Annotated in this window: 20 protein-coding genes; 7 read left to right on the forward strand and 13 right to left on the reverse strand. The window is 53.4% G+C overall.

Annotated elements, in window-relative coordinates; all coding sequences use genetic code 11:
* Positions 1 to 3: 3 nt before the first annotated feature.
* The 13 genes from rlmN to BEN74_RS08355 all read right to left on the reverse strand — a co-directional run bounded on the left by rlmN (position 4) and on the right by BEN74_RS08355 (position 13,889).
* On the reverse strand, positions 4 to 1,236 hold the full coding sequence (gene rlmN / locus BEN74_RS08290; RefSeq protein WP_068907799.1) for a 23S rRNA (adenine(2503)-C(2))-methyltransferase RlmN: 1,233 nt from the start codon (positions 1,234 to 1,236) through the stop codon (positions 4 to 6).
* 123 nt (positions 1,237 to 1,359) lie between these two features.
* Positions 1,360 to 1,791, reverse strand: a complete 432-nt coding sequence (gene ndk / locus BEN74_RS08295; RefSeq protein ID WP_004647460.1) for a nucleoside-diphosphate kinase — start codon at positions 1,789 to 1,791, stop codon at positions 1,360 to 1,362.
* Positions 1,792 to 1,903: 112 nt separating this feature from the next.
* Positions 1,904 to 2,104 (reverse strand): Fe-S cluster assembly protein IscX, encoded by a 201-nt coding sequence (gene iscX, locus BEN74_RS08300; RefSeq protein ID WP_068907801.1) that lies wholly within the window; start codon positions 2,102 to 2,104, stop codon positions 1,904 to 1,906.
* Between the two features lie 88 nt (positions 2,105 to 2,192).
* A complete protein-coding gene (locus tag BEN74_RS08305; protein WP_068907803.1) occupies positions 2,193 to 2,744 on the reverse strand; it encodes a phosphatase PAP2 family protein in 552 nt (183 codons plus the stop codon).
* 36 nt (positions 2,745 to 2,780) lie between these two features.
* Positions 2,781 to 4,052 carry a glycosyltransferase family 4 protein gene (locus BEN74_RS08310; protein WP_068907804.1) on the reverse strand — a complete coding sequence of 424 codons (1,272 nt, stop codon included), beginning with the start codon at positions 4,050 to 4,052 and terminating at the stop codon, positions 2,781 to 2,783.
* Between the two features lie 143 nt (positions 4,053 to 4,195).
* The gene (locus BEN74_RS08315; protein WP_068907806.1) at positions 4,196 to 4,612 is read right to left on the reverse strand and encodes a hypothetical protein; all 417 of its coding nucleotides are present in this window, start codon (positions 4,610 to 4,612) and stop codon (positions 4,196 to 4,198) included.
* 11 nt (positions 4,613 to 4,623) lie between these two features.
* Positions 4,624 to 6,882, reverse strand: coding sequence for a fimbria/pilus outer membrane usher protein (locus BEN74_RS08320; protein ID WP_228200410.1), 2,259 nt, complete (start codon positions 6,880 to 6,882; stop codon positions 4,624 to 4,626).
* A 61-nt stretch (positions 6,883 to 6,943) separates the two neighbouring features.
* A complete protein-coding gene (locus tag BEN74_RS08325; protein ID WP_068907808.1) occupies positions 6,944 to 7,657 on the reverse strand; it encodes a molecular chaperone in 714 nt (237 codons plus the stop codon).
* 107 nt (positions 7,658 to 7,764) lie between these two features.
* Positions 7,765 to 8,256, reverse strand: a complete 492-nt coding sequence (locus tag BEN74_RS08330) for a hypothetical protein (protein ID WP_068907810.1) — start codon at positions 8,254 to 8,256, stop codon at positions 7,765 to 7,767.
* A 1,012-nt stretch (positions 8,257 to 9,268) separates the two neighbouring features.
* Positions 9,269 to 10,114: an XAC2610-related protein gene (locus tag BEN74_RS08340; RefSeq protein WP_068907814.1), complete on the reverse strand. Its 846-nt coding sequence runs from the start codon at positions 10,112 to 10,114 to the stop codon at positions 9,269 to 9,271.
* 431 nt (positions 10,115 to 10,545) lie between these two features.
* A complete protein-coding gene (gene ilvC, locus BEN74_RS08345; RefSeq protein WP_068907816.1) occupies positions 10,546 to 11,562 on the reverse strand; it encodes a ketol-acid reductoisomerase in 1,017 nt (338 codons plus the stop codon).
* A 111-nt stretch (positions 11,563 to 11,673) separates the two neighbouring features.
* The gene (gene ilvN / locus BEN74_RS08350) at positions 11,674 to 12,165 is read right to left on the reverse strand and encodes an acetolactate synthase small subunit (RefSeq protein ID WP_068907818.1); all 492 of its coding nucleotides are present in this window, start codon (positions 12,163 to 12,165) and stop codon (positions 11,674 to 11,676) included.
* On the reverse strand, positions 12,162 to 13,889 hold the full coding sequence (locus tag BEN74_RS08355) for an acetolactate synthase 3 large subunit (protein WP_068907819.1): 1,728 nt from the start codon (positions 13,887 to 13,889) through the stop codon (positions 12,162 to 12,164). Before BEN74_RS08355 ends, ilvN begins: the two co-directional genes overlap by 4 nt.
* A gap of 684 nt (positions 13,890 to 14,573) precedes the next feature.
* Here BEN74_RS08355 and BEN74_RS08365 point away from each other — a divergent pair.
* From BEN74_RS08365 to BEN74_RS08395, 7 genes are all read left to right on the forward strand, one after another.
* Positions 14,574 to 14,921, forward strand: coding sequence for a DUF4124 domain-containing protein (locus BEN74_RS08365; protein ID WP_068907823.1), 348 nt, complete (start codon positions 14,574 to 14,576; stop codon positions 14,919 to 14,921).
* A gap of 119 nt (positions 14,922 to 15,040) precedes the next feature.
* A complete protein-coding gene (leuS, locus tag BEN74_RS08370) occupies positions 15,041 to 17,677 on the forward strand; it encodes a leucine--tRNA ligase (RefSeq protein ID WP_068907906.1) in 2,637 nt (878 codons plus the stop codon).
* A gap of 179 nt (positions 17,678 to 17,856) precedes the next feature.
* Positions 17,857 to 18,387 carry a hypothetical protein gene (locus BEN74_RS08375; protein ID WP_068907824.1) on the forward strand — a complete coding sequence of 177 codons (531 nt, stop codon included), beginning with the start codon at positions 17,857 to 17,859 and terminating at the stop codon, positions 18,385 to 18,387.
* 14 nt (positions 18,388 to 18,401) lie between these two features.
* On the forward strand, positions 18,402 to 19,388 hold the full coding sequence (gene holA / locus BEN74_RS08380; RefSeq protein WP_068907826.1) for a DNA polymerase III subunit delta: 987 nt from the start codon (positions 18,402 to 18,404) through the stop codon (positions 19,386 to 19,388).
* A gap of 179 nt (positions 19,389 to 19,567) precedes the next feature.
* Entirely contained in the window at positions 19,568 to 20,887 is a 1,320-nt protein-coding gene (locus BEN74_RS08385) for a MacA family efflux pump subunit (RefSeq protein WP_068907828.1), read from the forward strand.
* Between the two features lie 2 nt (positions 20,888 to 20,889).
* A complete protein-coding gene (locus BEN74_RS08390; RefSeq protein ID WP_068907830.1) occupies positions 20,890 to 22,869 on the forward strand; it encodes a MacB family efflux pump subunit in 1,980 nt (659 codons plus the stop codon).
* Between the two features lie 10 nt (positions 22,870 to 22,879).
* A complete protein-coding gene (locus BEN74_RS08395; protein ID WP_068907908.1) occupies positions 22,880 to 24,283 on the forward strand; it encodes an efflux transporter outer membrane subunit in 1,404 nt (467 codons plus the stop codon).
* Positions 24,284 to 24,568 lie beyond the last annotated feature (285 nt).

Genomic DNA, 24,568 nt, shown 5'->3' on the forward strand with positions numbered 1-24,568 from the left:
TTATTATCCTTGTGTGCGCAGGATTTCGTTCTGCTGCGCAACTTTCTGTTTCCACTGCTCTGCGCGCCGGGTGCGGTCAGCAACCTGCCCGACCAGCTGCCCGCAGGCGGCGTCAATATCATCGCCGCGGGTCTGACGAATCGTACACACAAATCCGGCATCAGACAAAGTTTTTTGGAAAGAAATAATCCGGTTGCGGCTGGAACGCCCGTAGGGCGCATGCGGGAACGGATTAAAAGGAATTAAATTAATTTTGCTCGGCAGGTTCTTCAGCAGGCGGATCATCTGCTGCGCATGCCCCGGCTTGTCGTTTACGCCGTCCAGCATGACATATTCAATCGTCACATGCTTGCGCGAGCTTTCATTGCCGTCTTTGCCGATATAGCGCTGGCAGGCGGCGATCAGCTGCTCCAGCGGGTATTTTTTATTGATCGGCACCAGCTCATTGCGCAGCGCATCATTCGGCGCGTGCAGCGAAATGGCGAGCGCAACGTCAATATCCTGCGCCAGCTGGTCAATTTTCGGCACCACGCCGGAGGTGGACAGCGTCACACGGCGCTTGGACATGCCGTAGGCGAAGTCATCCAGCATGATGCGCATGGAATTCAGCACGGCGTCATAATTCAGCAGCGGCTCGCCCATGCCCATCATCACCACATTGGTCACCGAACGCTCGCGCTCAGCCACCGGCACATCTTCCATATAGGACAGATTGGCCATCCACAGCTGGCCGATGATTTCCGCCTGGCTCAAGTCGCGCTGGAAGCCCTGCTTGCCGGTTGAGCAGAATGAGCAGTCGAGCGCGCAGCCGACCTGCGAAGAAATGCACAGGGTCTTGCGCGAACCTGTTTTGTCTTCGGCTGGAATCAGCACGGTTTCCACCAGAGAGCCGGCGCCTTCGCCGACGCGGAATACCCATTTGCGCGTGCCGTCTTTGGAATAGTTGCGGTGCACCACTTCAGGCGCTTTAATTTCAGAGATTTTTTCTAATTTTTCACGCAGCTTGCCTGAAATATTGGTCATTTCGGCAAAGTCGGTGACAAAAAACTGGTGAATCCATTTCATCACTTGCCCGGCGCGGAACTTCTTCTCCCCCATATCTTCGAAGAATTTTTCCATTTGCGGGCGCGACATGCCGAGTAAGTTCACTTTCGGCGCAGCAGGCTGTGCCGGAGCGGACGGAGATTGTTGCTGCACATCAGAAATTGCCGATACAGCGGCCACTTCATTACTCATGTGTAATTACCTAAACCATGTCTATAGATGAAAGGAGAAGCTCAATAAACGAGCAAAGCTTTATTCAGGGAATAAAAAAACCAGATAAGCATAATAGCACTTATCTGGCTTGAATACTGCGAATTAACGAGTACGCGGAGCAATCTCAGTCTGAGCGAAGAAGTAGTTCACTTCACGGTCAGCAGATGCTACAGAGTCAGAACCGTGAGCAGCGTTTTCGTCGATGCTTACAGCGAAGTCAGCGCGGATAGTGCCTGGAGCCGCTTCTTTAGGGTTAGTCGCGCCAAGGATGTCGCGGTGAGCAAGAACTGCGTTTTCGCCTTCAAGCACTGAAACAACTACCGGGCCAGAAGTCATGAATGCAACCAGGTCAGCAAAGAAACCGCGTTCTTTATGCTCAGCGTAGAAGCCTTCAGCTTCAGCTTGAGTCAGGTGCTTCATTTTAGTTGCAACGATTTGCAGGCCAGCTTTTTCAAAACGGGCAAAGATGTCGCCGATGTGGTTTTTAGCAACTGCGTCTGGTTTTACGATAGATAAAGTACGTTCAATAGCCATGATTGGCTCCTTAAGTCACAATGTTGACAGGAAAATTTGGCGCATTATACCGAATAATGCGCTATTTTCCGCTTTTGAGATGTAAAAAAAATTGCTTTTTTCAGCGCAGGGATCAGCTGGCTTCGTCAATCCACGCCATTTGAATGGCTTCCAGCAGGCCTTCGGTGGATTTTGCCGGATCGTCAGCAAATTCCGGCAAGGCGCAAACCCAGGCATGCAGGTCGGTGAAGCGGATCCACTGCGGATCGACATCTGGATGCGCTTCATACAGCTCAATTGCGATATCAATAGTATCTGTCCAGCGTAAGCCCATGAGTCTTCCTAAAATTGTTTGAATAATGCCGTACTTTAGCAAATTTCCCAAAAGCTGCGTGCGTTTTGCCGGATCCGGCAGTGAAAATTTACAGCACAATATTCAGCAGCGGCGCGCCGCATACAATTCCGCCGGCCACCGCCCCGCCAATCATTGCCCCGACCGCCACATCGCTGGGATAATGCAGCCCCAGCACCATGCGCGACAGCGCCACCAGCACGGTAAACGGCAGCATCAGGATCAGCAGCAGCGGCTGCACATAGCCTAAAATCGCCGTCACCATCACCGCATGCAGGGTATGCCCTGAAGGAAAGCTGAAGTGGTCCAGCGGGCGCTCGCCCAGGCGGATCACCTGATGCACCTGATAGGGGCGCGGGCGCACGGTTTTCTTTTTCAGCACTTTATAGATGCCGGTGCCCGCCAGGCTGCTGATGATCAGGTACAGCATCTGCAGCCCGTACAGCAGCCCCTGCAGCAGCCAGACCGCCGCCAGCATGGCATACCAGAACACGCCGTCGCCCAGGCGGCTGACCAGCTTGAAAAAATGCGCCACCCGCTTTGAGCGGGAAAAAGTATTGAGGTAGATGCAGCCTTTTAAATCGAGATCGAGCATTCTTATTTTTGCATTCTTGAATTTCATTGTTCTGTCCTCGAGCGCCCGGGCCGGCTTAAGCCATCATGCGATGGCCTCCGCTGCCGAATAAAGCGCCTGTTCGAATTGCTGAACTGGATACTGCCAGCCAATATCCTGAATATCTTCCCGCGCACCCAGCCCCATGCGCTTCAGCACGCTGCGCTGCGGCAGCTGGCACATCAGGCGCAGGAATTCGGCGCTGCTGCCTAAGGCGCACAGCCAGCCTGACTGCTGATGCCTCACATGCTGCTGCGCGCAGGCATTGTCATAGGCCAGCACCGGCAAGCCGCTGGCCATGGCTTCCAGCACCACATTGCCGAAAGTTTCCACCTGGCTAGCAAAAACAAATACATCCGCGCTGGCATAAGCCTCTGACAGCCGCGCCCCGCTTAAGCTGCCGGTAAATATCACGCCGCTCCCGCTTAAGCGCTGCAGCTTTTCCCTGTCCGGCCCATCTCCGACAATCACCAGCAAAGTCTTCTGCCTGCTGATTTTCTGCAAGGCTGAAAATGCCTTAATAATAGCATGCACTTCTTTTTCCGGCGAAAGCCTCCCGACATACAGCAGCACGGCGGTCTGCTCATCCGCCCCCCACTGCCGGCGCAGCTGCGCCGATGCATGCTTAGGATGAAAGCATTCCACATCGACCCCGCGGCCCACTACAGCCATCGGGCAGTCCACCCCTAAGGCCTGCAAGGAACGTGCCGTATCTTTGCTTGGCACGCAGGTCAGCTGGGTATTGTTGTGAAACCAGCACAGATAGCGCTGAATCGGCTTCAGCAGAAAGGCCAAGTCGAAAAAGCGGCTGAAATCCTGAAAGGCCGAATGAAAGCCGCTGGAAACCGGGATCTTGCGGTTTTTCGCCGCCTGCAGGGCAGCCAGCCCCAGCGGGCCTTCGGTGACAATATGCACCACGTCAGGCTCAAAATCTTCAATTGCGCCGGAAACTTTCAGAAACTGCGGCCAGCCGAATTTCAGGCTCGGGTAGCGCGGAATAGCCTGCGCCAGCACCAGGCATTCCTTATTCGGCGAAAACTGGCTGCAGCCCTGCTTCTGTTCAGGACGGATCAGCAGGATTTTATGCCCCTGCCGCTGCAGGCCCCTGCAAAGCTGCAAAAGCGACAAAGCCACGCCGTTGATTTCCGGCGGCCAGGTTTCTGTCACCAGCGCAATCTTCAGCCTCGGGCGCACCAGGTCATTCAGCACCCGGATATCATTCTGCACATTCTGCGCGCTTTTATTCTTAAAATAAAATTTAAAGCTTTCCGGAAAATCTTGTTGTTTTAAATGACCGAATGCAGATACCTGTTCCATATCTTACCTATCATTTGAGTTTTAGCCCAAGCATAGGCTGCAATTCTTGCAGTTTCATGATGCTGCCGTGACAGTTTAAAGTTAAAGATGAAAAATGCGCTTCAAGGCAGTATATGCCGCCTTAAAGCGCAGCGCCAAGCGGATTAAAAGGCCAGGCTGACATACACCACATCGCGGTAAATGCCGGCCGGCGTGCTGACGCTTGGGGTTTCTTCCAGCTCCACCACAACCGCGAATTTATTGTCGCGGCCAGCGGTCCGCGGCGACAGCAGCGCATTCCATTCATTTTTATTGGCGCCTTCAATGCGCATGCGCGTGGCCAGCCTGAATGCGCCGTTGCGCACATAGCTGTCGCCGTTTGAACTGGTCAAGTTCATGCTGCTGAAGCGGATATTGTAGGCTTGGTCGCAGCGCACCCTGAAGCTGGACGCCGCCTGACTGCGCAAGTAGCCGGCAAGGCGCATGCTGCTTTCAGTGACCGCGGCCATCGCGCACTGCTCCGCATGCGCCAGCGGGCTGCCGGCCGCCATGCACAGCAGCAGCGGAATAAGGCTTTTCATGATTCCTCTCCTTATTTGCATAATAAGTCCAGCGGTTTTGCAGCGGACTGCTCTGAAGCTTCCGCAGGCACCGCCAGCACCGCACTGCAGCTTTTTCCGCCCGCAGTTTTCACCGTGACGGCATAAACATCCGGCTTCAAGCCGTATAAATAGACCTTGCCTTCGCCATCGACCGGGAAGAACTCGCTTTTGCTCTGATTCAGGTACACTTCGCTGGCGCGGGCCAGAATCTGCCCCTGCTCATCCAGCAGGCGCGCCACAATCAGGCGGGTCTGGTAGACCGGGAAATTCAGCGCATAGCCACGCTTATCCAGCACAATGATGCGCTTGCTGGAATAATCAATCTTGTCATCAATCATCAGCTGGTCTTGATTGAAGGAAATGTCATAGGTGACATAGGGCACAATATTGTGCACAAAGAAGCTGCCGTCCTTGCGGGTTGCGCCCATCGGCGACAGCGAGCGGTAAATATCCACATCGGCATAGTCGCCAACCTGAACCAGGGCAAAGGCATTGTCCACATAGCGGGTCAGCGCGGCTTTTTTGCCCAGCACCACCAGGGCGCCGCGGTACGACAGCATGCTGGAGTCATAATCCGGCGACTGCAGGTACTGCGCGCTCAGGTCGCCGAATCGGGTGCCGTAGGCGCCATAGGCCTGATAAGTCACATCGCCCTCGCGCTGATAGGCGCCCAGGGTATAGTCCAGGCCGGTTTCCGCGACATTGTTCTGCACAAACTGCAGGCGGCTGAAATCTTCCGTAGAATGGCTGGCATACAGGCTGCGGCTGCTGTCGAAATTGTAGTTCAGCGAAAAGTACAGGCCCTGATCGCCCTCAGGGGCAAAATCATTGAAATAAGTCAGGCCTAAAGTCAGGCTGCTGCTGAAGCTTCTGGAAATGCCCAGATTCAGCATCTTGCTGTCTACCGAATAGCCTTCCGCATCATCATAATATTCGCGCTGCACATAGTTGGCGTTCACGCTGCCCACCCTAGGCACGTCATAAACATTCAGATACGCCAGAATGTCGTATTTCGGCACGCTCAGGCTGTCCTGATAGCCGAGAATCCGGTAGCCATGCGATGCATACGCGATGGATGCGCCTGCAGACACCTTGCGCCAGGAGCGGGTCAGCGCTGTCCCGGCGGAATAGCCGTCTTCCTGCGCTGAACGGCTGCCGGCGGCGTACATATCCAGCACCGCGATTTTGCCTGCGGACTGCGTCCACATCAGGCCCAGATTCTGCACCTCTTCGCTGTAGGCCGCATTGAAGCCCAGCGTTGTCGCATGGCTGACGCCGCGCCGGAAGTACAGATTGCTGAAGAATTCGCGGTAATCATCATTTTCAATATTGTAGTTATAGCGCAGCTTGCCCAGGCTGATATTGTATTCATTCAGCTCCGGCAGCAGCAGCCGGTTGTTGATCATCAGCGGAAAGGTCTGCACCGTCCGGTTGCCCAAAACATCTTCCACCACCACCTGCGCATCTCCCCCCTGCTGAATGCTGGCGCCGGTCTGCAGCACATAATCGCCCGGGGTCACTTGCTGCTGGTAAATGCTGACGCCGTTCAGCAGCAGGTCAACTTTGGAAGGCAGGGCCGCGCTGCCCCTCAAAGTCGGCGCATTCCAGTAAATGAAATCCGGGCGCTCGGTATAGCTGGTGCCAAAGCTCAGGCCGCCGAAGCGCAGGGAATTCATAAACGGGTTCATGACCGTGGTGCTGTCGCCCAGCATCAGGCGCGTGTAGTTTTGCGGAAAATCGATGCTGAAGGTGCTGTTCAGGCGCAGCATTTCACTGCGCTTGCCTTCGCCGCCTTCCACATGCTTGGCCAGCATGGCGTGATCCAGCAGCCAGTAATCCCGGAACAGGCCAATCTCAGACAGCGCGCTGTATTCCCGGCTGCCCTGCGCATCTTCAAAATAAAGGTCATAATTGACAAAACCGCCCAGCGAGGCCTTATCCGGCATCAGCAGCGGGCTTTCCGACAGGCTTTGCGCCTCAAAATAATTCCCCGGCAATTCAATTTTCACCGCCTGCAGGCTGCTGTCCAGTTCAGACTTGATGCCCGTCGCCGTCAGCAGGCAAAATTCCGGCTTGCGCCCGCTTCGGCTCATTAATTCAACTTTGACTTTCAACTGCTTTAAAACACTGCATTCCGCATACAGCTGCTGATCCTGCTCAAAGACCAGAACCTCTGTGTCCCGGTCAACTTGGTTTAGCCAGACATTGCTTAAAATCAAATTATCTTCAGCAGCATGAAGCAGCGTCATACAGAATGCGCCCGTTATTATGCAAGGCATTACTGCAATGATTCTGATCATGACGGTCACCTCATAAGGCAATCTCCAAAGGCGCTTCGCCTTTGTCCGTTTTTATTATCACTTTGTACGCTTCCGCGCTGGCCAGCTTGACCTGGCCTAAATCAAACTCGCCCCGCTGGTTTGCCAGCAAATATTTCATTTCAGGAAAAGAAGCAACCGCATTGCCTCTGCTGTCCACAAGGGAAATTTCTTTAATCTGAATATGTGAATTGGCGTTGTTGGCTAAGGTCAGAATCAGACTGTTGGCGCGGTACTTGACGCTGGGGCGCAGATCCGCCTGATTCTGCGCGCCGATAAACAGCGGCAGTGAAATTGTAAACAGGAAGCTGACTGAGTTTTCCTGCTCCACCGGCGGAATTTCATTGAATAAAACCCGCCAGGCCCCTTCCTCTTTAAGGTTCATCTCGCCTACCGGCTGCTGGAACCCCACACGGACCAGCTGCCTGGAATCCGGCTGCAGCACAAAGTTTTTAGGATTAATCAGCACATCCGGGTCCGGCGTGTAAACATCTTCCCCTTTTTCATTCTGCGTCCATCTGACTGCTGTGGCTTCAAAAATTTTAGCCGCGCTCACTTCGGTATAGTCAAGCGTAACTGTGGCGCTGCGCTGATTGCTTTTGTCGCCAATATACAGCTGGATGGGAGTAATTTTCAGTCCGGCCTGCGTCAGGGCTGACACTGCGGCCAGTGAGGCAAATACCGCATTCAGTAATAATTTACGCATATCCTTGTCCTTATTTTTATTTTAAGCAGCCCGCCGCTGCGGATATTCTGCTGCAGAAGCAGGCCTGCCGATGACAAGCCTGCCTGCGGTCAAAGCCTTGCCGGAACTTAGAAATACACTTTAATTTTGTATTGCTCGGTATATGTTCCGACCGGATAGCTGACGCCGACTTCGTCAATGCTGGCTTTCACGCTGTAGCTTGCCCAGCCGCCGCCAGTGGCAGGATGGCCTGTGGAAACGCCCATAGGAATGGTTGTTCCGCCGCGTTTAGTCTCGAATGTCACCGGAATGGCGTTGGAGCCATTTTTCAGCTTGCCGCCGTTTGCTGTGCTCAAGTCCAGCTTATAGACCGCATTTGCGCCCACTTTGAAATATCCGGTTTCACTGTCGCCGCCCGATCTGTCCTTAAGTACAAGTTTCGGCGTCAATACCTTGATATCGCAGTGCGGTTCAACTTTCAGCTCAATATCAATTTTGTCATGACACTCAACGCCGCATCCTTTAGGCGGCCGTTTTGAGTCTGTCTCGCCTGCATAGATTGCTGTTGAGCATAAACCTAAAACCAGTGCAGATATTCCTGCTGCGATTAATTTAGCCATGATGTTTTCTCCATTTGTGAATTATTATCTAGCAGCCATTTTCCCAGATCGGACTGTTTAGCTTTGGAGTGATTAATCTAATCAATCGTCATTTCTTCTGATGGCATAACCATTGTTCAACAAATTTCATTAAAAATAATTTATGCGGCATTTTTCACACAAAATATGAAATCAATCACACTTATATAAATAAACCATAAATACATCATTGTTTAAGGTGCGTTTTCCCAGCCGATGCGCATTCCGGCCTGAGCGGAATTTTTTTTGAACAGAAAATGCAAAAAGCTGCGCCGCGCGTTTTTCATGCACTAAATTTATGTATTTCCATGAGTATATTTTTATAAGAAACTTACATTAATTTACACTTCGGCTCTGTTTTGCCTAATTCAGCGCAGCTGCAGCGCAATTTTAATTGAACATTCACGCAGTGTTTTTGGAAACGTCTATCACTGCTTTAAGGCTGATCAATTTAACAAATAAAAACATCCCCAAATAGGGATTGTTTCTGCAATAAATGCCGTAATTTCCGCAGAAATTTTTACATAACCGGTCACAGAATTACAAAAAAAATAAATCTTGATCAAGCTTTATTGCAAAAGCACACTGTTCCGCAGCATTGCCGGATTTTCTGAATTTAAATGATTTTTCCCTTTTGCCATGTGAAATTCACTGCCGGCTGAAAGGCTTAGCGCTGCGTTTCCTCCGCCGCGCTAATCCCGCGCGGCGCGGTTTTGGCCAGTGCTTATTGCCGGCTATTTCCGGCCTTAACACAATCGCGCTTGACCCCAGTCCTGCCAGCAGGACTGCTTCGGGCCAGCCGCACTTTTGCTTCAGGCGGCATTCCGCAGCGTCAGGCGGAAAAAATAGGGAAATTAGATAGCTGCCCGCCCGGAAAAAACCGGCACGGCTGCGCTGAAATGCCGGCAATTGCTGCAGGCATTTTAAAGATTCTTCCGCTGCTTTCAGCCGGCGCGGATCAGGCTTTCCAGCAATGCTGAAGCTGGCGCATGCATCATTCCCCCTGCGGCATGCGGTTCAGCAGTCCATTCTGCACCTGATACAGCTGGCCGCCGCCGAAATCAATTTGCTGATTTTCGCCCTGCAGGGCCGGAAAGCCAGTTATTTTTTCCAGCTGCGGGGAACGCTGGAACTGCTGCGTTTTCGGATTGTACATCCAGTAAATAAAGCGCTTGTCTTCCACTTTGCGGTTCTCCGATGTATCCGCAAGCACCACATCGTAATAGCCGTCAAAATTGATGTCCAGAAAGCCGATGCTGCCGGCAAATGCGGTAAATCCAGTCAGGCTCTGCATCACGGCATTATTGTTTTTATTGATGATATCCACGCGCTTCAGCGCTTTGCCGTAGGGCTGCTGCTCGCCGTCCAGGCCGTAAAATTTAAATACAATAACCGGCTTATCCGCCGCCTTGAATGCAGGCTCAAATGCAATCTCAGCATTTACCGCTTTATCCGCAGACGTCAGCAGCGACGGCATCTGCCCAGTATTGGCGTTCAATTTTCCTTCCAAGGCATACTGCGTGGCGGTTTCATCCATGCTGTCCACGCTGACCGATTTCAGGTTCAGCTGATCGCCCTTCTGAATGCCTTTAAAGGCTATGCTTTTTTGATTTTTGAGGTCTTTTAAGGTGCCGTGCGGATTCCATATGCCGGCGTATAAATCCAGAAAATACTGGCCGTCTGCGGAACGCAGCATGCGCTGCATGGAAACGCGGACATTATGGAAGTGCTTCAGGCCATTATTTTCCATGGATGGGGCTGCTTCAGCCGGCGCGGTTTCCGCAAAGCTGAAACCGGAGAGCGTTAATGCAGCGATACAAAGGAGATTTTTAATATTCATTGTCAGGCTACACTCAGAATAAAGAATGGATTCTGAATACTCTATCACAGAATTATTAAACGCAGATGCAAGCCGGCAGCCTGCAGATTGGTTAAGCTGCATGCTTTATGCGGCCCATCTCCAAAGGGTCACCCTTTTAAAGAAGGGCGTTCCAAAGCTGAATGCTCATGCCTCACCCTGCCCCCGCACCGGCATGGAGCTGTAATTGCAGCCCATAAAAAAACCCTGCTTACGCAGGGTTTTTACAGCATAAAAATCAATCAGATCAGAAAATCAGTTCTTTTCTTTGTCTACGATTTTGTTCGCTTGAATCCAAGGTATGAGCAAGGTTAAAGCACTGCTTTAACCGAAGCGCAAGGCTACGTAACAACAATTATTTCACAATAAAAAACCCTTGTAAAAACAAGGGTTTTTAAAGATTCAACTAAAGCTTAGTTCTTTTCTTTGTCTACGATTTTGTTGGCTTGAATCCAAGGCATCATAGAGCGCAGCTTGTTGCCTGTCACTTCAATGCCGTGCGCAGCGTTTTGACGGCGGCGGGCAGTCATAGACGGATAGTTCAACGCGCCTTCGTTAATGAACATCTTCGCATATTCGCCAGACTGAATGCGTTTCAGCGCATTGCGCATCGCTTCGCGAGACTGTTCGTTGATTACTTCAGTACCTGTTACATATTCGCCGTATTCAGCATTGTTCGATACTGAATAGTTCATGTCCGCGATGCCGCCTTCGAACATCAAGTCAACGATCAGCTTAAGCTCGTGCAGGCATTCGAAGTAAGCCATTTCCGGCGCATAACCGGCTTCAACCAAAGTTTCATAGCCCATTTTAACCAGCTCAACCGCGCCGCCGCAAAGCACAGCCTGTTCACCGAACAGGTCAGTTTCAGTTTCTTCGCGGAAAGATGTTTCGATAATGCCGGTGCGGCCGCCGCCTACGCCTGAAGCGTAAGAAAGCGCAACATTGCGGGCATTGCCTGAAGCGTCCTGATGAATCGCGATTAAGTCAGGCACGCCTGAACCGCGCTGGAATTCTGAACGCACTGTGTGGCCCGGCGCTTTAGGCGCAACCATGATCACGTCTAAATCGGCGCGCGGAACAACCTGGTTGTAAAGAACAGCAAAACCGTGAGCAAATGCTAAAGTTGCGCCTTCCTTGATGTTCGGCTCAATCACGTCGCGGTAAAGCTGTGACTGGAATTCATCCGGAGTCAGAATCATCACCAGGTCAGCCTGAGCAACGGCAGCTGGAACTTCAGCAACTTTAAGGCCTGCGTTTTCAGCTTTCTTCCAGGAAGCGGAGCCTGCGCGCAGGCCCACAGTTACGTCAACGCCAGAGTCTTTCAGGTTTTGCGCATGCGCATGGCCTTGTGAACCGTAACCGATGATCGCTACTTTCTTAGATTGGATGATAGATAAGTCGCAGTCTTTATCATAAAAAATTTGCATTGCTGTCTCCGCTAAAATGCTGTGTTTCCTTACCCTAAGTTAGTGATTTCTTGTTTTTCACTAAATTAAGCCCCTCTCCTGAATAAATGAAGAGAGTGTATTTGTTTAAAATCAGATGGTTAAAACTTTTTCGCCGCGCGCGATACCCGATACGCCGGAACGCACAACTTCAAGGATGGTATTTTCCGCCAGCGCGTCAATAAAGCCATCCAGCTTGTCTGTTGTGCCCGCCAGCTGAATGGTATAAGTCGTCGGCGTTACATCCACAATCTGTCCGCGGAAAATGTCAGCGGTGCGCTTGATTTCCGCGCGCGCTGCGCCTAAAGCCTTCACTTTAATCAGCATCAGCTCACGCTCAATATGCGCGCCTTCTGACAAATCCACCACTTTAACCACTTCAACCAGCTTGTTCAGCTGCTTGGTAATCTGCTCAATCTTATGGTCATCGCCATAGGTGGTCAGCGTCAGGCGCGACAGTGTCGGATCTTCAGTCGGCGCCACATTCAGGGTTTCAATGTTGTAGCCGCGCTGCGAAAACAGGCCCACTAAACGGGAAAGCGCGCCCGCTTCGTTTTCAACGAGTACAGAAATAATATGCCTCATTTTGTGCGCTCCCCTTTGCCTAACCACATGTCCTGCATGGACTGGCCCGCAATCAGCATCGGATAAACGTGCTCGGTGCGGTCAACCATAACGTTAATAAATACGCACTTGTCGTTAATCGCCATTGCTTCCGCCAGCTTGGATTCAAGCTCATCGGCATGGTCAATCTGAATGCCGACATGGCCATACGCTTCCATCAGCTTGGCGAAGTCCGGCAAGGACTCGACATAAGAGCTGGAATGGCGGCCTTCATAGTTCATATCCTGCCACTGCTTCACCATGCCCAATGCGCGGTTGTTCAGACAGAGGATTTTCACATTCAAGCCGTACTGCTTGCAGGTCGAAAGCTCCTGAATGCACATCTGGATGGATGCTTCGCCGGTAATGCACACCACCTGCTGATCCGGGAAAGCCAGCTTGGCAGCCATAGCATACGGCAAGCCTACGCCCATGGTGCCCAAGCCGCCGGAGTTGATCCATTGGCGCGGGCGCTTGTAGCGGTAGTACAGCGCGCCGAACATTTGATGCTGGCCAACGTCAGAGGTAATGATCGCTTCGCTGTTGGTGAGTTTATCCAAAGCTGCAACCACCTGCTGCGGCTTCATGGTGCCGTCCGCCGGGATCTCATATTTCAGGCCATGAACTTTGCGCCATTCATTGATTTGCGACCACCAGGCAGCCATAGCTTCAGGATTCGGCTTGGACACGTTCAGCTGCTTCAGCTGCGCCAGCATTTCCTGCAATACCGGCTCCACCGCGCCGACAATCGGAATATGCGCCATGATGGTTTTTGAAATCGCCGCAGGGTCGATGTCAATATGGATCACTTTGGCATTTTTGCAGAATTTCGCAGGGTTATTGGTCACGCGGTCATCAAAACGCGCGCCGATGGCCAGAATCACGTCTGCATTATGCATGGTCATGTTGGCTTCATAAGTGCCGTGCATGCCCAGCATGCCGACAAACTGCGGATCATCGCCCGGGAATGCGCCTAAGCCCATCAAGGTATTGGTTACCGGAAAGCCTAAAGTATGCGCCAGCTCGGTCAGCAGTTCAGAGGCATTGCCCTGCACCACGCCGCCGCCCGAGTAAATGACTGGACGCTTGGCATGCAGCAGCTCATCAATCGCCTTGCGGATCTGGCCGGAGTGGCCGCGGTGCGGCGGCTGGTAAGAGCGCATTTTCACTTTTTCAGGATATTCGTAAGCGAATTTTTCCGCCGGATTGGTCGCATCTTTAGGAATATCGACCACCACCGGTCCCGGACGGCCGGAAGACGCAATATAAAAGGCTTTCTTAATGATGGCCGGAATTTCGCTGGCATGGCGCACCTGGAAGCTGTGCTTCACGATTGGGCGGGAAATGCCCACCATGTCGGTTTCCTGAAACGCGTCTTCGCCAATCAGATGCGAAGCAACCTGGCCGGACAAAATCACCATCGGGATGGAGTCCATATAGGCTGTTGCGATTGGAGTAACGGTATTGGTTGCGCCCGGGCCGGATGTGACCAGCACAACACCGGTTTTGCCTGTTACGCGCGAATAGGCATCGGCCATATGGCCGGCCGCCTGCTCATGGCGCACGAGGTAATGGTTAATTCTGTCTTGTTGAAATAGCGCGTCGTAAATATGCAGTACTGCGCCGCCTGGGTACCCAAAAACATGTTCAACGCCTTCGTCCGCTAATGCGCGAACAAGCATTTCACCACCAGATAAAAGTTCCAACGTGATTCACCCTAATCTTTTTTTAGCCGCAAAATGGGAGACACTTGCGACGCTTCGTTCATTGACTGCCTGCACTGTTATAGCACACATATTTCATAGTTTTCATGGCAATAGGAAAAAATTCCGACCCGACTGCTGTTTGAGCAGTATGAGATCCAAAACGCGCTGGGATAAGCCCGTTTTATCCGCTTTGTTCAGCTTCTCGGCTAGAGCAGCTGCCCATTGCATGACATGACACTTATTCGAAGGGTGATCGGCTAAGGCATATAAAACTAAAACAGCATTTTTGTTGTTTAAACTATTAATGTCAAGTTTAAAAATTGGCTTTTTCCTGTTTATTTACAGACCGTTTATTTTTTAAGCTTGGCGCAGTTCCCGGCGGCCGGCATCAGCGCCTGCATTTTTTTCCATTTTCGCCCAACTTATTCATTTCTTTTATATATTGGATAAATAATTTTAATCAATTCAGCCTGAACCCTGCCGCTGCCTGCCGGCCGCGGCGCAGCACACGCCCCCGGAAGAGTCATGAAATCTGCGCAAATTTACGGCAGCGGGCGCGCATGGCGCCGGCCAGCCAGCCCGGCATAAAAAGGGATGGCATCGGCGCAAAAAAAGGCGCAAAATTTCAGCTTATTGCGCAGCTGAAAACTGCGCTTCTGACCGGATCAAGGAACTGAATTCATCATGAAAATGCCTTTTGCTAAATTGGGAAGCGCAGCCGCGGCTTTGGCGCTGGCTGTGAGCGCGCAAAGCAGCTTTGCGCAAAATTTCTATAAGTGGGTCGATGCCAAAGGCTCGACGCATTATACCGCTACGCCGCCGCCGAAAAGCGCCAAGAAAAAAGGCAAGGTGGAAACCTACGGCTGGAAAAATTCCGCTGCGCCGGCGCCGGCAGCAGGCGGACAGGCGCATCCTGAGGCCAAGGCCGCCGCGCAAGAAGCGCAGCAGGCTGCAGCTGAAAAAGAGCAGGTGCATCAGGAAGCCCAGGCGGCATTGCGCCAAGGGCAAGCGCTTTCCTCAGAGGCAAAATAATCGCCTGATCTGCGGTTCAGGATTATTCCTGCAGAATAGCCGCGCAAAATTCACTTTTAGGTGTATTTTGCGCTATGCTGTGCAACAAACTTTTTAACCATTGTTCTTATATTACGTTTATGACTACTCACATTGACCCTGAATATCAAGCCAGTGCGATTGAACCTGCCGTCCAGCAGGATTGGGAAACTCGCAAAGCCTTTAAAGTTGCCGACACTGCAGAAGGTCCGCGCCGCTACATCCTCTCGATGTTCCCTTATCCAAGCGGCAAACTGCATATGGGTCATGTGCGCAACTATACCATTGGCGACGTCATCAGCCGTTTCCACCGCTTAAAAGGCGAAACCGTGCTGCAGCCGATGGGCTGGGATGCATTCGGCCTGCCTGCTGAAAACGCAGCCATTGCGCATCAGGTTGCTCCGGCAAAATGGACCTTTGAAAATATCGCCTATATGCGTGACCAGCTGAAAAAGCTGGGCCTTTCAGTGGATTGGGACCGCGAGTTCGCCACCTGCACGCCGGAATACTATCACTGGGAACAATGGTTATTTGTGCAGCTGTATAAAAAGGGCCTGATCTACCGCAAGCTTTCCACCGTGAACTGGGATCCGGTGGATCAGACTGTGCTGGCCAATGAGCAGGTTGAAAACGGCCGCGGCTGGCGTTCCGGCGCACTGGTGGAAAAGCGCGATATTCCAATGTACTACTTCCGCATTACCGACTATGCGCAGGAACTGCTGGATGATTTAGACACCCTGAAAGACGGCTGGCCGCAGCAGGTTCTGACCATGCAGCGCAACTGGATTGGCCGCTCGCAGGGCATGGAAATCACCTTCCCTTCAGCCCGCCCTGAAGTGTATGCAGACGGCTTAACAGTCTTCACCACGCGCGCCGACACCTTAATGGGCGTGACTTATGTGGCTGTAGCTGCGGAACACCCGATGGCGCTGAAAGCGGCTGCTATCCAGTCAGAAGCAGGCAATCCTGAACTGCAAGCGTTCATTGAAGAATGCCGCATGGGTTCAGTCGCGGAAGCGGACTTAGCGACTGCTGAGAAAAAAGGCATGGCGACCGGCCTGTCTGTGAAGCATCCTGTGACTGGCGAAGAAGTGCCGGTTTGGATTGCCAACTATGTACTGATGTCTTACGGTTCTGGCGCGGTGATGGCGGTTCCGGCGCATGATGAGCGCGACTTTGAATTTGCCGGAAAATTCGGCCTGAGCATTAAGCAGGTGATTGACGCCAAAGGCGCAGATGATGCGGACTTTGATGCAGCCCTTTGGCAGGAATGGTACGGCTCTAAAGAAGGCAAGCTGGTTAATTCCGGCGAATTTGACGGCCTGGATTTGCAGGGCGCCTACGATGCTTTCCTGGCAAAATTAGAACCGCAAGCTCTGGCTAATTCTAAAGTCCAGTTCCGCCTGCGCGACTGGGGCGTATCGCGCCAGCGCTACTGGGGCTGCCCAATTCCAATGATCAACTGTGACACGTGCGGCCAGGTGCCGGTGCCTGAAGAACAGCTTCCGGTTGTGCTTCCGACGGACGTGGTTCCGGACGGTTCAGGCAACCCATTGAATAAAATGCCTGAATTCTATGAAACCCAGTGCCCGTGCTGCGGCGGCGATGCGCGCCGTGAAACCGACACGCTGGATACTTTCGTAGAATCTTCCTGGTACTATGCGCGCTATGCATCTCCTGATTTTACTGGTGGTTTAGTTAAGCCTGAAGCGGCGCAAACCTGGCTGCCGGTGAACCAGTACATCGGCGGTGTCGAGCACGCAATTTTGCACTTATTGTATGCGCGTTTCTTCCATAAACTGATGCGCGATGAAGGCGTGGTGCAAGGCAATGAGCCGTTCACCAATCTGCTCACTCAAGGCATGGTGCTGGCGGATACTTTCTACCGTGAAGCGGAGTCAGGCAAGAAAACCTGGTTCAATCCGGCGGACATCGAACTTGAAAAAGACGAAAAAGGCCGCGTGCTTTCCGCTAAATACAGCGGCGACGGCCAGGAAGTTGTGGTTGGCGGCCAGGAAAAAATGTCCAAGTCGAAAAACAACGGCATTGACCCGCAGGCGATCATTGACCAGTACGGCGCAGATACAGCGCGCGTATTCATGATGTTCGCGGCTCCGCCTGACCAGTCGCTTGAATGGTCGGATGCCGGTGTTGAAGGCTCTAACCGCTTCCTGAAGCGCGTTTGGCGCCTGGCTGCCGGCTTCCTTGAAAAAGGCAACCCTGCATCAGCCATTGACGCTGCCCAGCTTTCAACTGCCGCCCAAGACCTGCGCCGCAAGACGCACGAAACCATTCAGAAAGTCGGTGACGACATTGAGCGCCGCCATGCATTCAACACGGCGATTGCCGCCATGATGGAACTGCTGAATGCGAACAATAGATTTGAAGCCCAGAATGACAATGATGTGGCTGTGGCGCGCGAATCCATCACGGCGCTGCTGACTCTGCTGGCGCCATTTGCGCCGCATTTGAGCCAGACTTTACTGACCCAGTTCGGCATTGATTTGACGGCAGCGCTGTTCCCTGCTGTGGATGAGTCTGCGCTGGCCCGCAATACGCAGATCATTGTGGTTCAGATCAACGGCAAGCTGCGCGGCAAGCTGGAAGTGCCGGTAGATGCATCTAAAGATGACATCTTGGCGCAGGCGAAAGCCCTGCCTGAAGTGCAGCAGTTCCTGACTGGCCCAACCAAGAAAGAAATTGTTGTGCCGAATAAGCTGGTGAATTTGGTGGTTTAAAACCTTTAGAGTTCCTTCTCCCTCAGGGAGAAGGAACTTCCCAAAAGAGCTTAAAAACAAATCCTAAACAAAGCCCGTTGCCAGTCAGCGGGCTTTGACTTTACAATCCCATGCATTGAACGAAACAATATCCGTCTCATGCCCGCATACGCCGGGAAATATTTTACAGAGGACACCGCATGCATCTGGTTCAGCGCGCTGCAGCAATTGTATTAACCCTGGGCCTGGGTGCAGGCTTAACCGGCTGCGGCTTCCACTTAAAAGGCACCAGTCCGAATGTTGCGCCGGTGACTTATGCCAACATGAGCCTGGCTTTGCCGCAGAATACCGAAGAGCTTGAAGAAAAACTGAATATCTACCTTGGCGCAGCCGGAGTCAGAATCAGCAATAACCCGAATAACTATGTATTGCGCGTTCTGGATTACAGCCCGCGCCGCCTTGAGCTGAACGGCAAGCTGGTCGAAACTTTGCTGCGCTTAAATGTGACTTTCCGCATTGAAGATGCGCAGGGCAACCCTGTGACCGAACCGCGCACCGTGATGGCCTCCCGTTCATACCAGTATGATGTCGCTACGGTCAACACTGATGATCAGGAGCAGAAATTCCTGAATCAGGTGATTATTGATGATGTGGCGCAGCAGATTGCCCGCCAGATTTCCTCCAACCGCCTGCCGCTGGCTGTTCAGCGCGCTGCCCCTGCTGCCGAATAGGCTGAACGCGATTTATGAAGCTCGATTACCTGCAGGCGCTGAAGCGTGTTGATGAGGCCCGCGGCGCCTGGGTGCTGCACGGCCAGGAACCGCTGCTGGAACAGAATCTGCTGGATGCGTTCCGCGCCAGCTGGCAAAAGCAGGAGATTGAGCGCCAGCGCTATGACATCAGCAGCGTCAGTGACTGGAAAACCGTATTTAACGCCTTGAACAGCCTGTCGCTGTTTTCCAGCCAGCTGGCGGTTGAAGTGCACGGCAATATCAAGCCGGATGCCGGCGGGCTGAAAGAGCTGAAAAGCTATCTGCAGCACAATGAGCAGAATCTGCTGCTGGTGGTGATGCCCAAGCAGGACAGCAGCAGCCTGAAAACCGCGTTCTTTCAAGTAATTGACGCCAATGGCGTGAATGTTGCTCTCAGCGCAAATTACCCGAAAGACCGCCAGCAGATTTTAGCGGCCGAAGCGCAGAAGCTCGGCATTCAGCTGGCCAGCGACGCCTGGCAATGGCTGGAGCAGCATCATGAGCATAACCTGCTGGCGGCCAAAAACAGCTTAATGCGCGTCAGCGACACTTTTGCTGAGGCCGGCGTCATTCAGGTTGAGCATCTGCATTCCTGCCTGCAGGACCAGTCCAGATACAGCACCTTTGATTTAAGCGATGCCCTGCTGCAGGCCAATCTCGGCCAAGCGGTTAAAATTTTCCAGTACCTGACCGCCTCCGGCGAACCGATGCCGCTGATTCTGTGGAGCATCAGCAAGGAAATGCGCCTGCTGATGCAGCTGTTTGAACAGCCGCAGAATGCGCTGCAGCTGGGCATCTGGAAAAGCAAAGTCAGCCAGTATCAGCAGGCTTTGCGCCGGCTTGATCCCGGCAGCTTTGTGACCTGGCCGGCGCTGCTGCTGCGCATTGACGCCTCGATTAAGGGCCTGGGCTGCGAAAATCCTGAGCATCTGGCGCAGCAGGCGATTGCCAGCATGTGCGGCCGGCAGCTGTTCAATTAATCTGAAAAACTCAGGCTGCGGAAAATCATCATTGGGCATTTTTCCCGCAAATGCCCTGTTCTCAGCCTTCAGCGCATCGAATTAATAATTCTCATTTGCAGTATCTTCTCAAATATTCACGCTTTATCCTTAATTAACTTTTATAATTTGAGCAATTTTTTTTCTGCGCGCCCAAAATCATGCCAAAAATAAAACCCGCTAAAATCCTGATGATAGCAGTCTGCATACTGGCAGCTGCGGTTACCGCATGGTACTTCTTCAAGCCGAAAGCGCAGCAGGCGGAATACATCAGCGCGGAAGTCAGCCGCGGCGACATTGAAAATTCCGTGCTGGCGACCGGCGTGCTGGAAGCCACCAAAATGGTCAGCGTCGGCGCGCAGGTGTCCGGCCAGGTGAAAAAGATGCATGTGGCGCTGGGCGATCAGGTCAAGCAGGGCCAGCTGATTGCGCAAATTGATTCAGTGCGCCAGGAAAATGATTTAAAAACCGCTGAAGCCAGCATTAAAAACCAGCAGGCGCAGCTGACCGTCAAGCAGGCGAATTTATCTAAAGTTGAGGCGGAATATAAGCGCCAGCAAGCCATGTACGCGCAGGACGCCACTTCCCGCGCCGAGCTGGAAGCGGCCTTGGCCGGCTATAAAACAGCGCAGGCTGAAATCGCCTCGATCAATGCGCAAATTGAACAGTCGCGCCTGACCCTGGCCACCGCCAAAGAAGACTTAGGCTATACCCGGATTATTGCGCCAATGGACGGCACCATTGTGGCGATTGTGACTGAAGAAGGCCAAACCGTGAACGCCAATCAAAGCGCGCCGACCATTGTGAAGCTGGCCAAGCTGAATACCATGACCGTCAAGGCGGAAATTTCCGAAGCCGATGTGATGAAAGTTTCCGAAGGGCAAACAGTGTACTTCACCACCTTGGGCAACAGCGAGAAAAAGCACTATGCGAAGCTGCGCCAGGTGGAGCCGGCGCCCTCTTCCATCAATAATGAAACCAGCAGCAACACCTCTTCATCCTCCAGCACGGCGGTATACTACAACGCGCTGTTTGATGTGCCGAATGAAGACGGCAAGCTGCGCATTGATATGACCGCGCAGGTGTATATTATTCTGGATGAAGCGCGGAATGTGCTGACTGTTCCCGCAGCCGCGGTTCAAGCGTCGAACCGCCGCAGCAAGTCTGGCGCAAATGCCGGTGCCGGCAGCGCTGAACAGCAGCCGCGCAGCGAAGGCGATGCAGCGCCGGCCAGCCGCCTGCAGCTGACCGCAGCTGAAAAAGCGCTGGTTGAGCAGGGCAAAGCTTCTGTGGCAACAGTCCGCGTGGTTCAGGCCGACGGCACAGCCAAGCCGCAGCCGGTGCTGCTTGGGCTGAATAACCGCGTTACCGTGCAGGTGCTGCGCGGCTTGAAACAGGGCGAAAAAGTAGTGATTGCGGACGGTTCAGACACCAGCAATGACGCGGCCAAGCGCAGCAGCCGCGGCCCGATGAGAATGTAATCATGAGCCAGAATCAGCAGCCTCTGCTTGCCGTCAAGAATCTGACCCGTGAATTCCCTGCCGGCGAAAGCACCGTTCAGATTTTAAAAGGCATTGATCTTGAAATTTACCCCGGCGAACTGATCGCGATTGTCGGCCAGTCCGGTTCGGGAAAATCCACCCTGATGAACATTCTGGGCTGCCTGGATCAGCCCAGCGGCGGCAGCTACCAAGTCAAAGGCCGCGAAACCCGCGAGCTGGAGCCGGATGAGCTGGCCCAGCTGCGGCGCGAATATTTCGGCTTCATCTTCCAGCGCTATCATCTGCTGGGCGATTTAACCGCGGCCGGCAACGTTGAGGTTCCGGCAATTTATGCCGGCGCAGACGCATCTTCCCGGCAGGCGCGCGCCAAAGAGCTGCTGGCAGGACTGGGCTTGGGCGATAAAACCCAGAACCGCCCCAGCCAGCTTTCCGGCGGGCAGCAGCAGCGGGTTTCAATTTCCCGTGCCCTGATGAATGGCGGCGATGTGATTCTGGCCGATGAGCCGACCGGCGCCTTGGATAAGAACAGTGGCATTGAGGTGATACGCATCCTGCGCGAACTGAACGCCAAAGGCCATACCATTATTCTGGTCACGCATGACCATAACGTGGCTAAAAACGCCACGCGCATTATTGAAATCAGCGACGGCAGCATTGTTTCCGACCTGCCGAATACCCCGGAAAATGCGGATGAGCCCTTGGCAAGGCAGGCGCTGATCCATCCGGAGCAGAAGCGGATTTCGTCCTGGCGCTCGGCTGCCGACCGCTTAGGCGAAGCCTTCCGCATGGCCCTGCTGGCGATGAACGCGCACCGCATGCGCACCTTCCTGACCATGCTGGGCATCATCATCGGCATTGCCTCGGTGGTTTCGGTGGTAGCGCTGGGCAACGGCTCGCAAAAGCAGATTCTGGATAACATCAGCAGCTTAGGCACCAACACCATTACCGTGTATCAGGGCCGGGGCTTTGGCGACAACTCAAGGTCATCGCAGGTGAAGACCCTGATTCCGGCCGATGCCGCGGCGCTGGCTGAACAGCCCTATGTAGACGGCGTCAGCCCGACGGTCAGCAGCAGCGTAACGGTGCGCTTCAAAGACACCGAAGCCTCAGCCACCGTCAACGGCGTCAGTGAAGACTACTTCTATGTCAGAGGCATGACCTTCGCATCAGGCCAGCCTTTCGACAAGGAAAGCGTGACTGAGCAGACTCAGAATGTGGTGATTGACAGTAACACCAAAAACGCCTTTTTCAGCGACGGCGCCGACCCGCTGGGGCAGGTGATTCTGCTGGGCAGCGTGCCGAGCCGGATCATTGGCGTGACCGACGCGCAGAAAGGCATGATGGGCAGCTCGGACAGCCTGAACGTTTATCTGCCCTATTCAACCGTCATGAGCCGCATGCTGGGCCAGGCCAATGTGCGCAGCATTATTGTGCGCGTTAAGGATGAATACCCGAGCGCGGCCGCCGAAAATGCGATTTTAAGCCTGCTGGAACAGCGCCACGGCGCGCAGGATGTATTTACCCAGAACTCCGACAGCATCCGCGAAACCATTCAGCAGACCACGCAGACCATGACGCTGCTGGTGTCCGCGATTGCGGTGATTTCGCTGGTGGTCGGCGGCATTGGGGTAATGAACATCATGCTGGTTTCAGTCACTGAGCGCACGCAGGAAATCGGCGTGCGCATGGCGGTTGGCGCGCGCCAAAGCGACATTCTGCAGCAGTTCCTGATTGAAGCCGTGCTGGTCTGCATTTTGGGCGGCATTTTAGGCGTGCTGCTGTCTTTAGGCATTGGGCAGATTATCAGCCATTTTGCCGGCGATACCTTCCAGATGGCCTATTCAACCACCTCGATCGTGGCGGCTTTTGCCTGCTCCAGCATGATCGGCATTGTGTTCGGCTTTATTCCCGCCCGCAACGCCGCGCGCTTAAACCCCGTCGACGCCCTGTCCAGAGAATAAGGAAATGAACATGCAGATGAATTTAACCCGGCTGGCAGGCGCCCTAATCTTAGCCAGCGCACTGGCCGGCTGCGCAGCCGTTGTCAAATCGCCTTATCAGGCGCCGGCGCTGCAGATGCCGGCGGACTTTCAAAACAGCCAAGCGCTGAGCCGGCAGGTGCAGGCTGACGCTTATGCGGACCAGTGGTGGACGCTGTTTGGCGATGCGCAGCTGAACCAGCTGATTCAGCAGGCCTTTAATGCCAATTCAGACTTGGCTGTAGCCGGAATCAACTTGCAGACAGCCCGCCTAAAAGCAGGGCTAGCTCAGAATAAGCAGGGCCTGCGCGCCAGCTCCAGCGCTTCTGCCGGACATAATATAGACCTGCATTCTGGCGACGATGCATCGCGCGGCTTATCGCTCAGCGCCGGGGTCAGCTACGAGCTGGATTTATTCGGCAAACTGGCGCGCCAGACTGAAGCGGCCAAATGGGAAGCGCTCGCAAGCGAACAGGATCTGCAGGCCACTGCGCAAAGCCTGGTGGGCACAGCGGCCAGCCTGTACTGGCAGCTGGGCTATTTAAATGAACGCAGCGCCATTGCGGCGCAGAATCTGGCCACGGCGCAAAAAACCTATGAACTGGTGCGCGCGCAATACCGCGCCGGCGCAGTCTCAGGCTTGGACCTTACGCAGGCGGAGCAGTCTGTGCAGAGCCAGAAGTCGGCATTAAGCCAGACCGCGCAGCTGCAAGTCCAAGCCCGCACTGCTCTTGCCACGCTGCTGAATCAGCCGGTGCAGCAGCTGAATATTGCCGAACCGCAGCGCCTGCCGCGCATTGCGCTGCCGGAGATTGCATCCGGCTTGCCGGCAGAACTGCTGTCGCGCCGCCCCGACCTGCAGGCCAGCGAGCTGCGCCTGCGCAAGGCGCTGGCGGCTAAAGATGCGGTCAAAGCCGGCTATTATCCATCCATCAGCTTGACCGGAAATCTGGGCGCGTCCAGCACCTCATTGAGCAGTCTGCTGCAGAACCCGGCGCTGACTCTAGGCACCAGCCTGAGCCTGCCTTTCCTGCAGTATAATGATATGAAGAAGGATTTGGCGGTCAGTGACCTGGAGTATGAAAAAGCCATTATTCAGCACCGTCAAACGCTGTACCAAGCCTTTGCCGATGTGGAAAACGCCCTGTCCAGCCGCACTGAGCTGAATAAGCAGGCGGCGCTGCAGGAGCGCAATCTGCAGCTGGCGGAAAAAACCGAACGCCTGACGGAAGTGCGCTACCGCAACGGCGCGGTGGCGCTGAAAAACCTGCTGGATGCGCAGGAGACCACGCGCAATGCGCGCCTGACTTTGGCGCAGACCAAGCAAAGCCAGTACAATGCCTATGTCACCTTAATGCAGGCATTGGGCGGCAGCCCGGTGCGGCAGCTGCCTTAAGAGTAACTGGCAGGAGTTGCCAACAGAAAAAAACCGAAGCTGAAGCATTAATGCCAGTCAGTTAAGAAACTGACTGGCTTTTTCTTTTTAAATTCTAGAGCTACTCAAATAGATCTGTTTCATAAATCAATAAATGATCATTTATTGGCAGTAAAATTAATATTGAAATCTCCTTCTCTTGCGCCATACATGGCTCAGGGAGAAGGTTGGGATGAAGGGTTTTTTTTAATAAAATCCTCTCCCTAGCCCTCTCCTTGAAAAGGAGAGGGAATTTCCATTGTGAAT

The sequence above is a fragment of the Acinetobacter sp. WCHAc010034 genome (genome assembly GCF_001696615.3).
In the GTDB taxonomy this organism is placed as follows: domain Bacteria; phylum Pseudomonadota; class Gammaproteobacteria; order Pseudomonadales; family Moraxellaceae; genus Acinetobacter.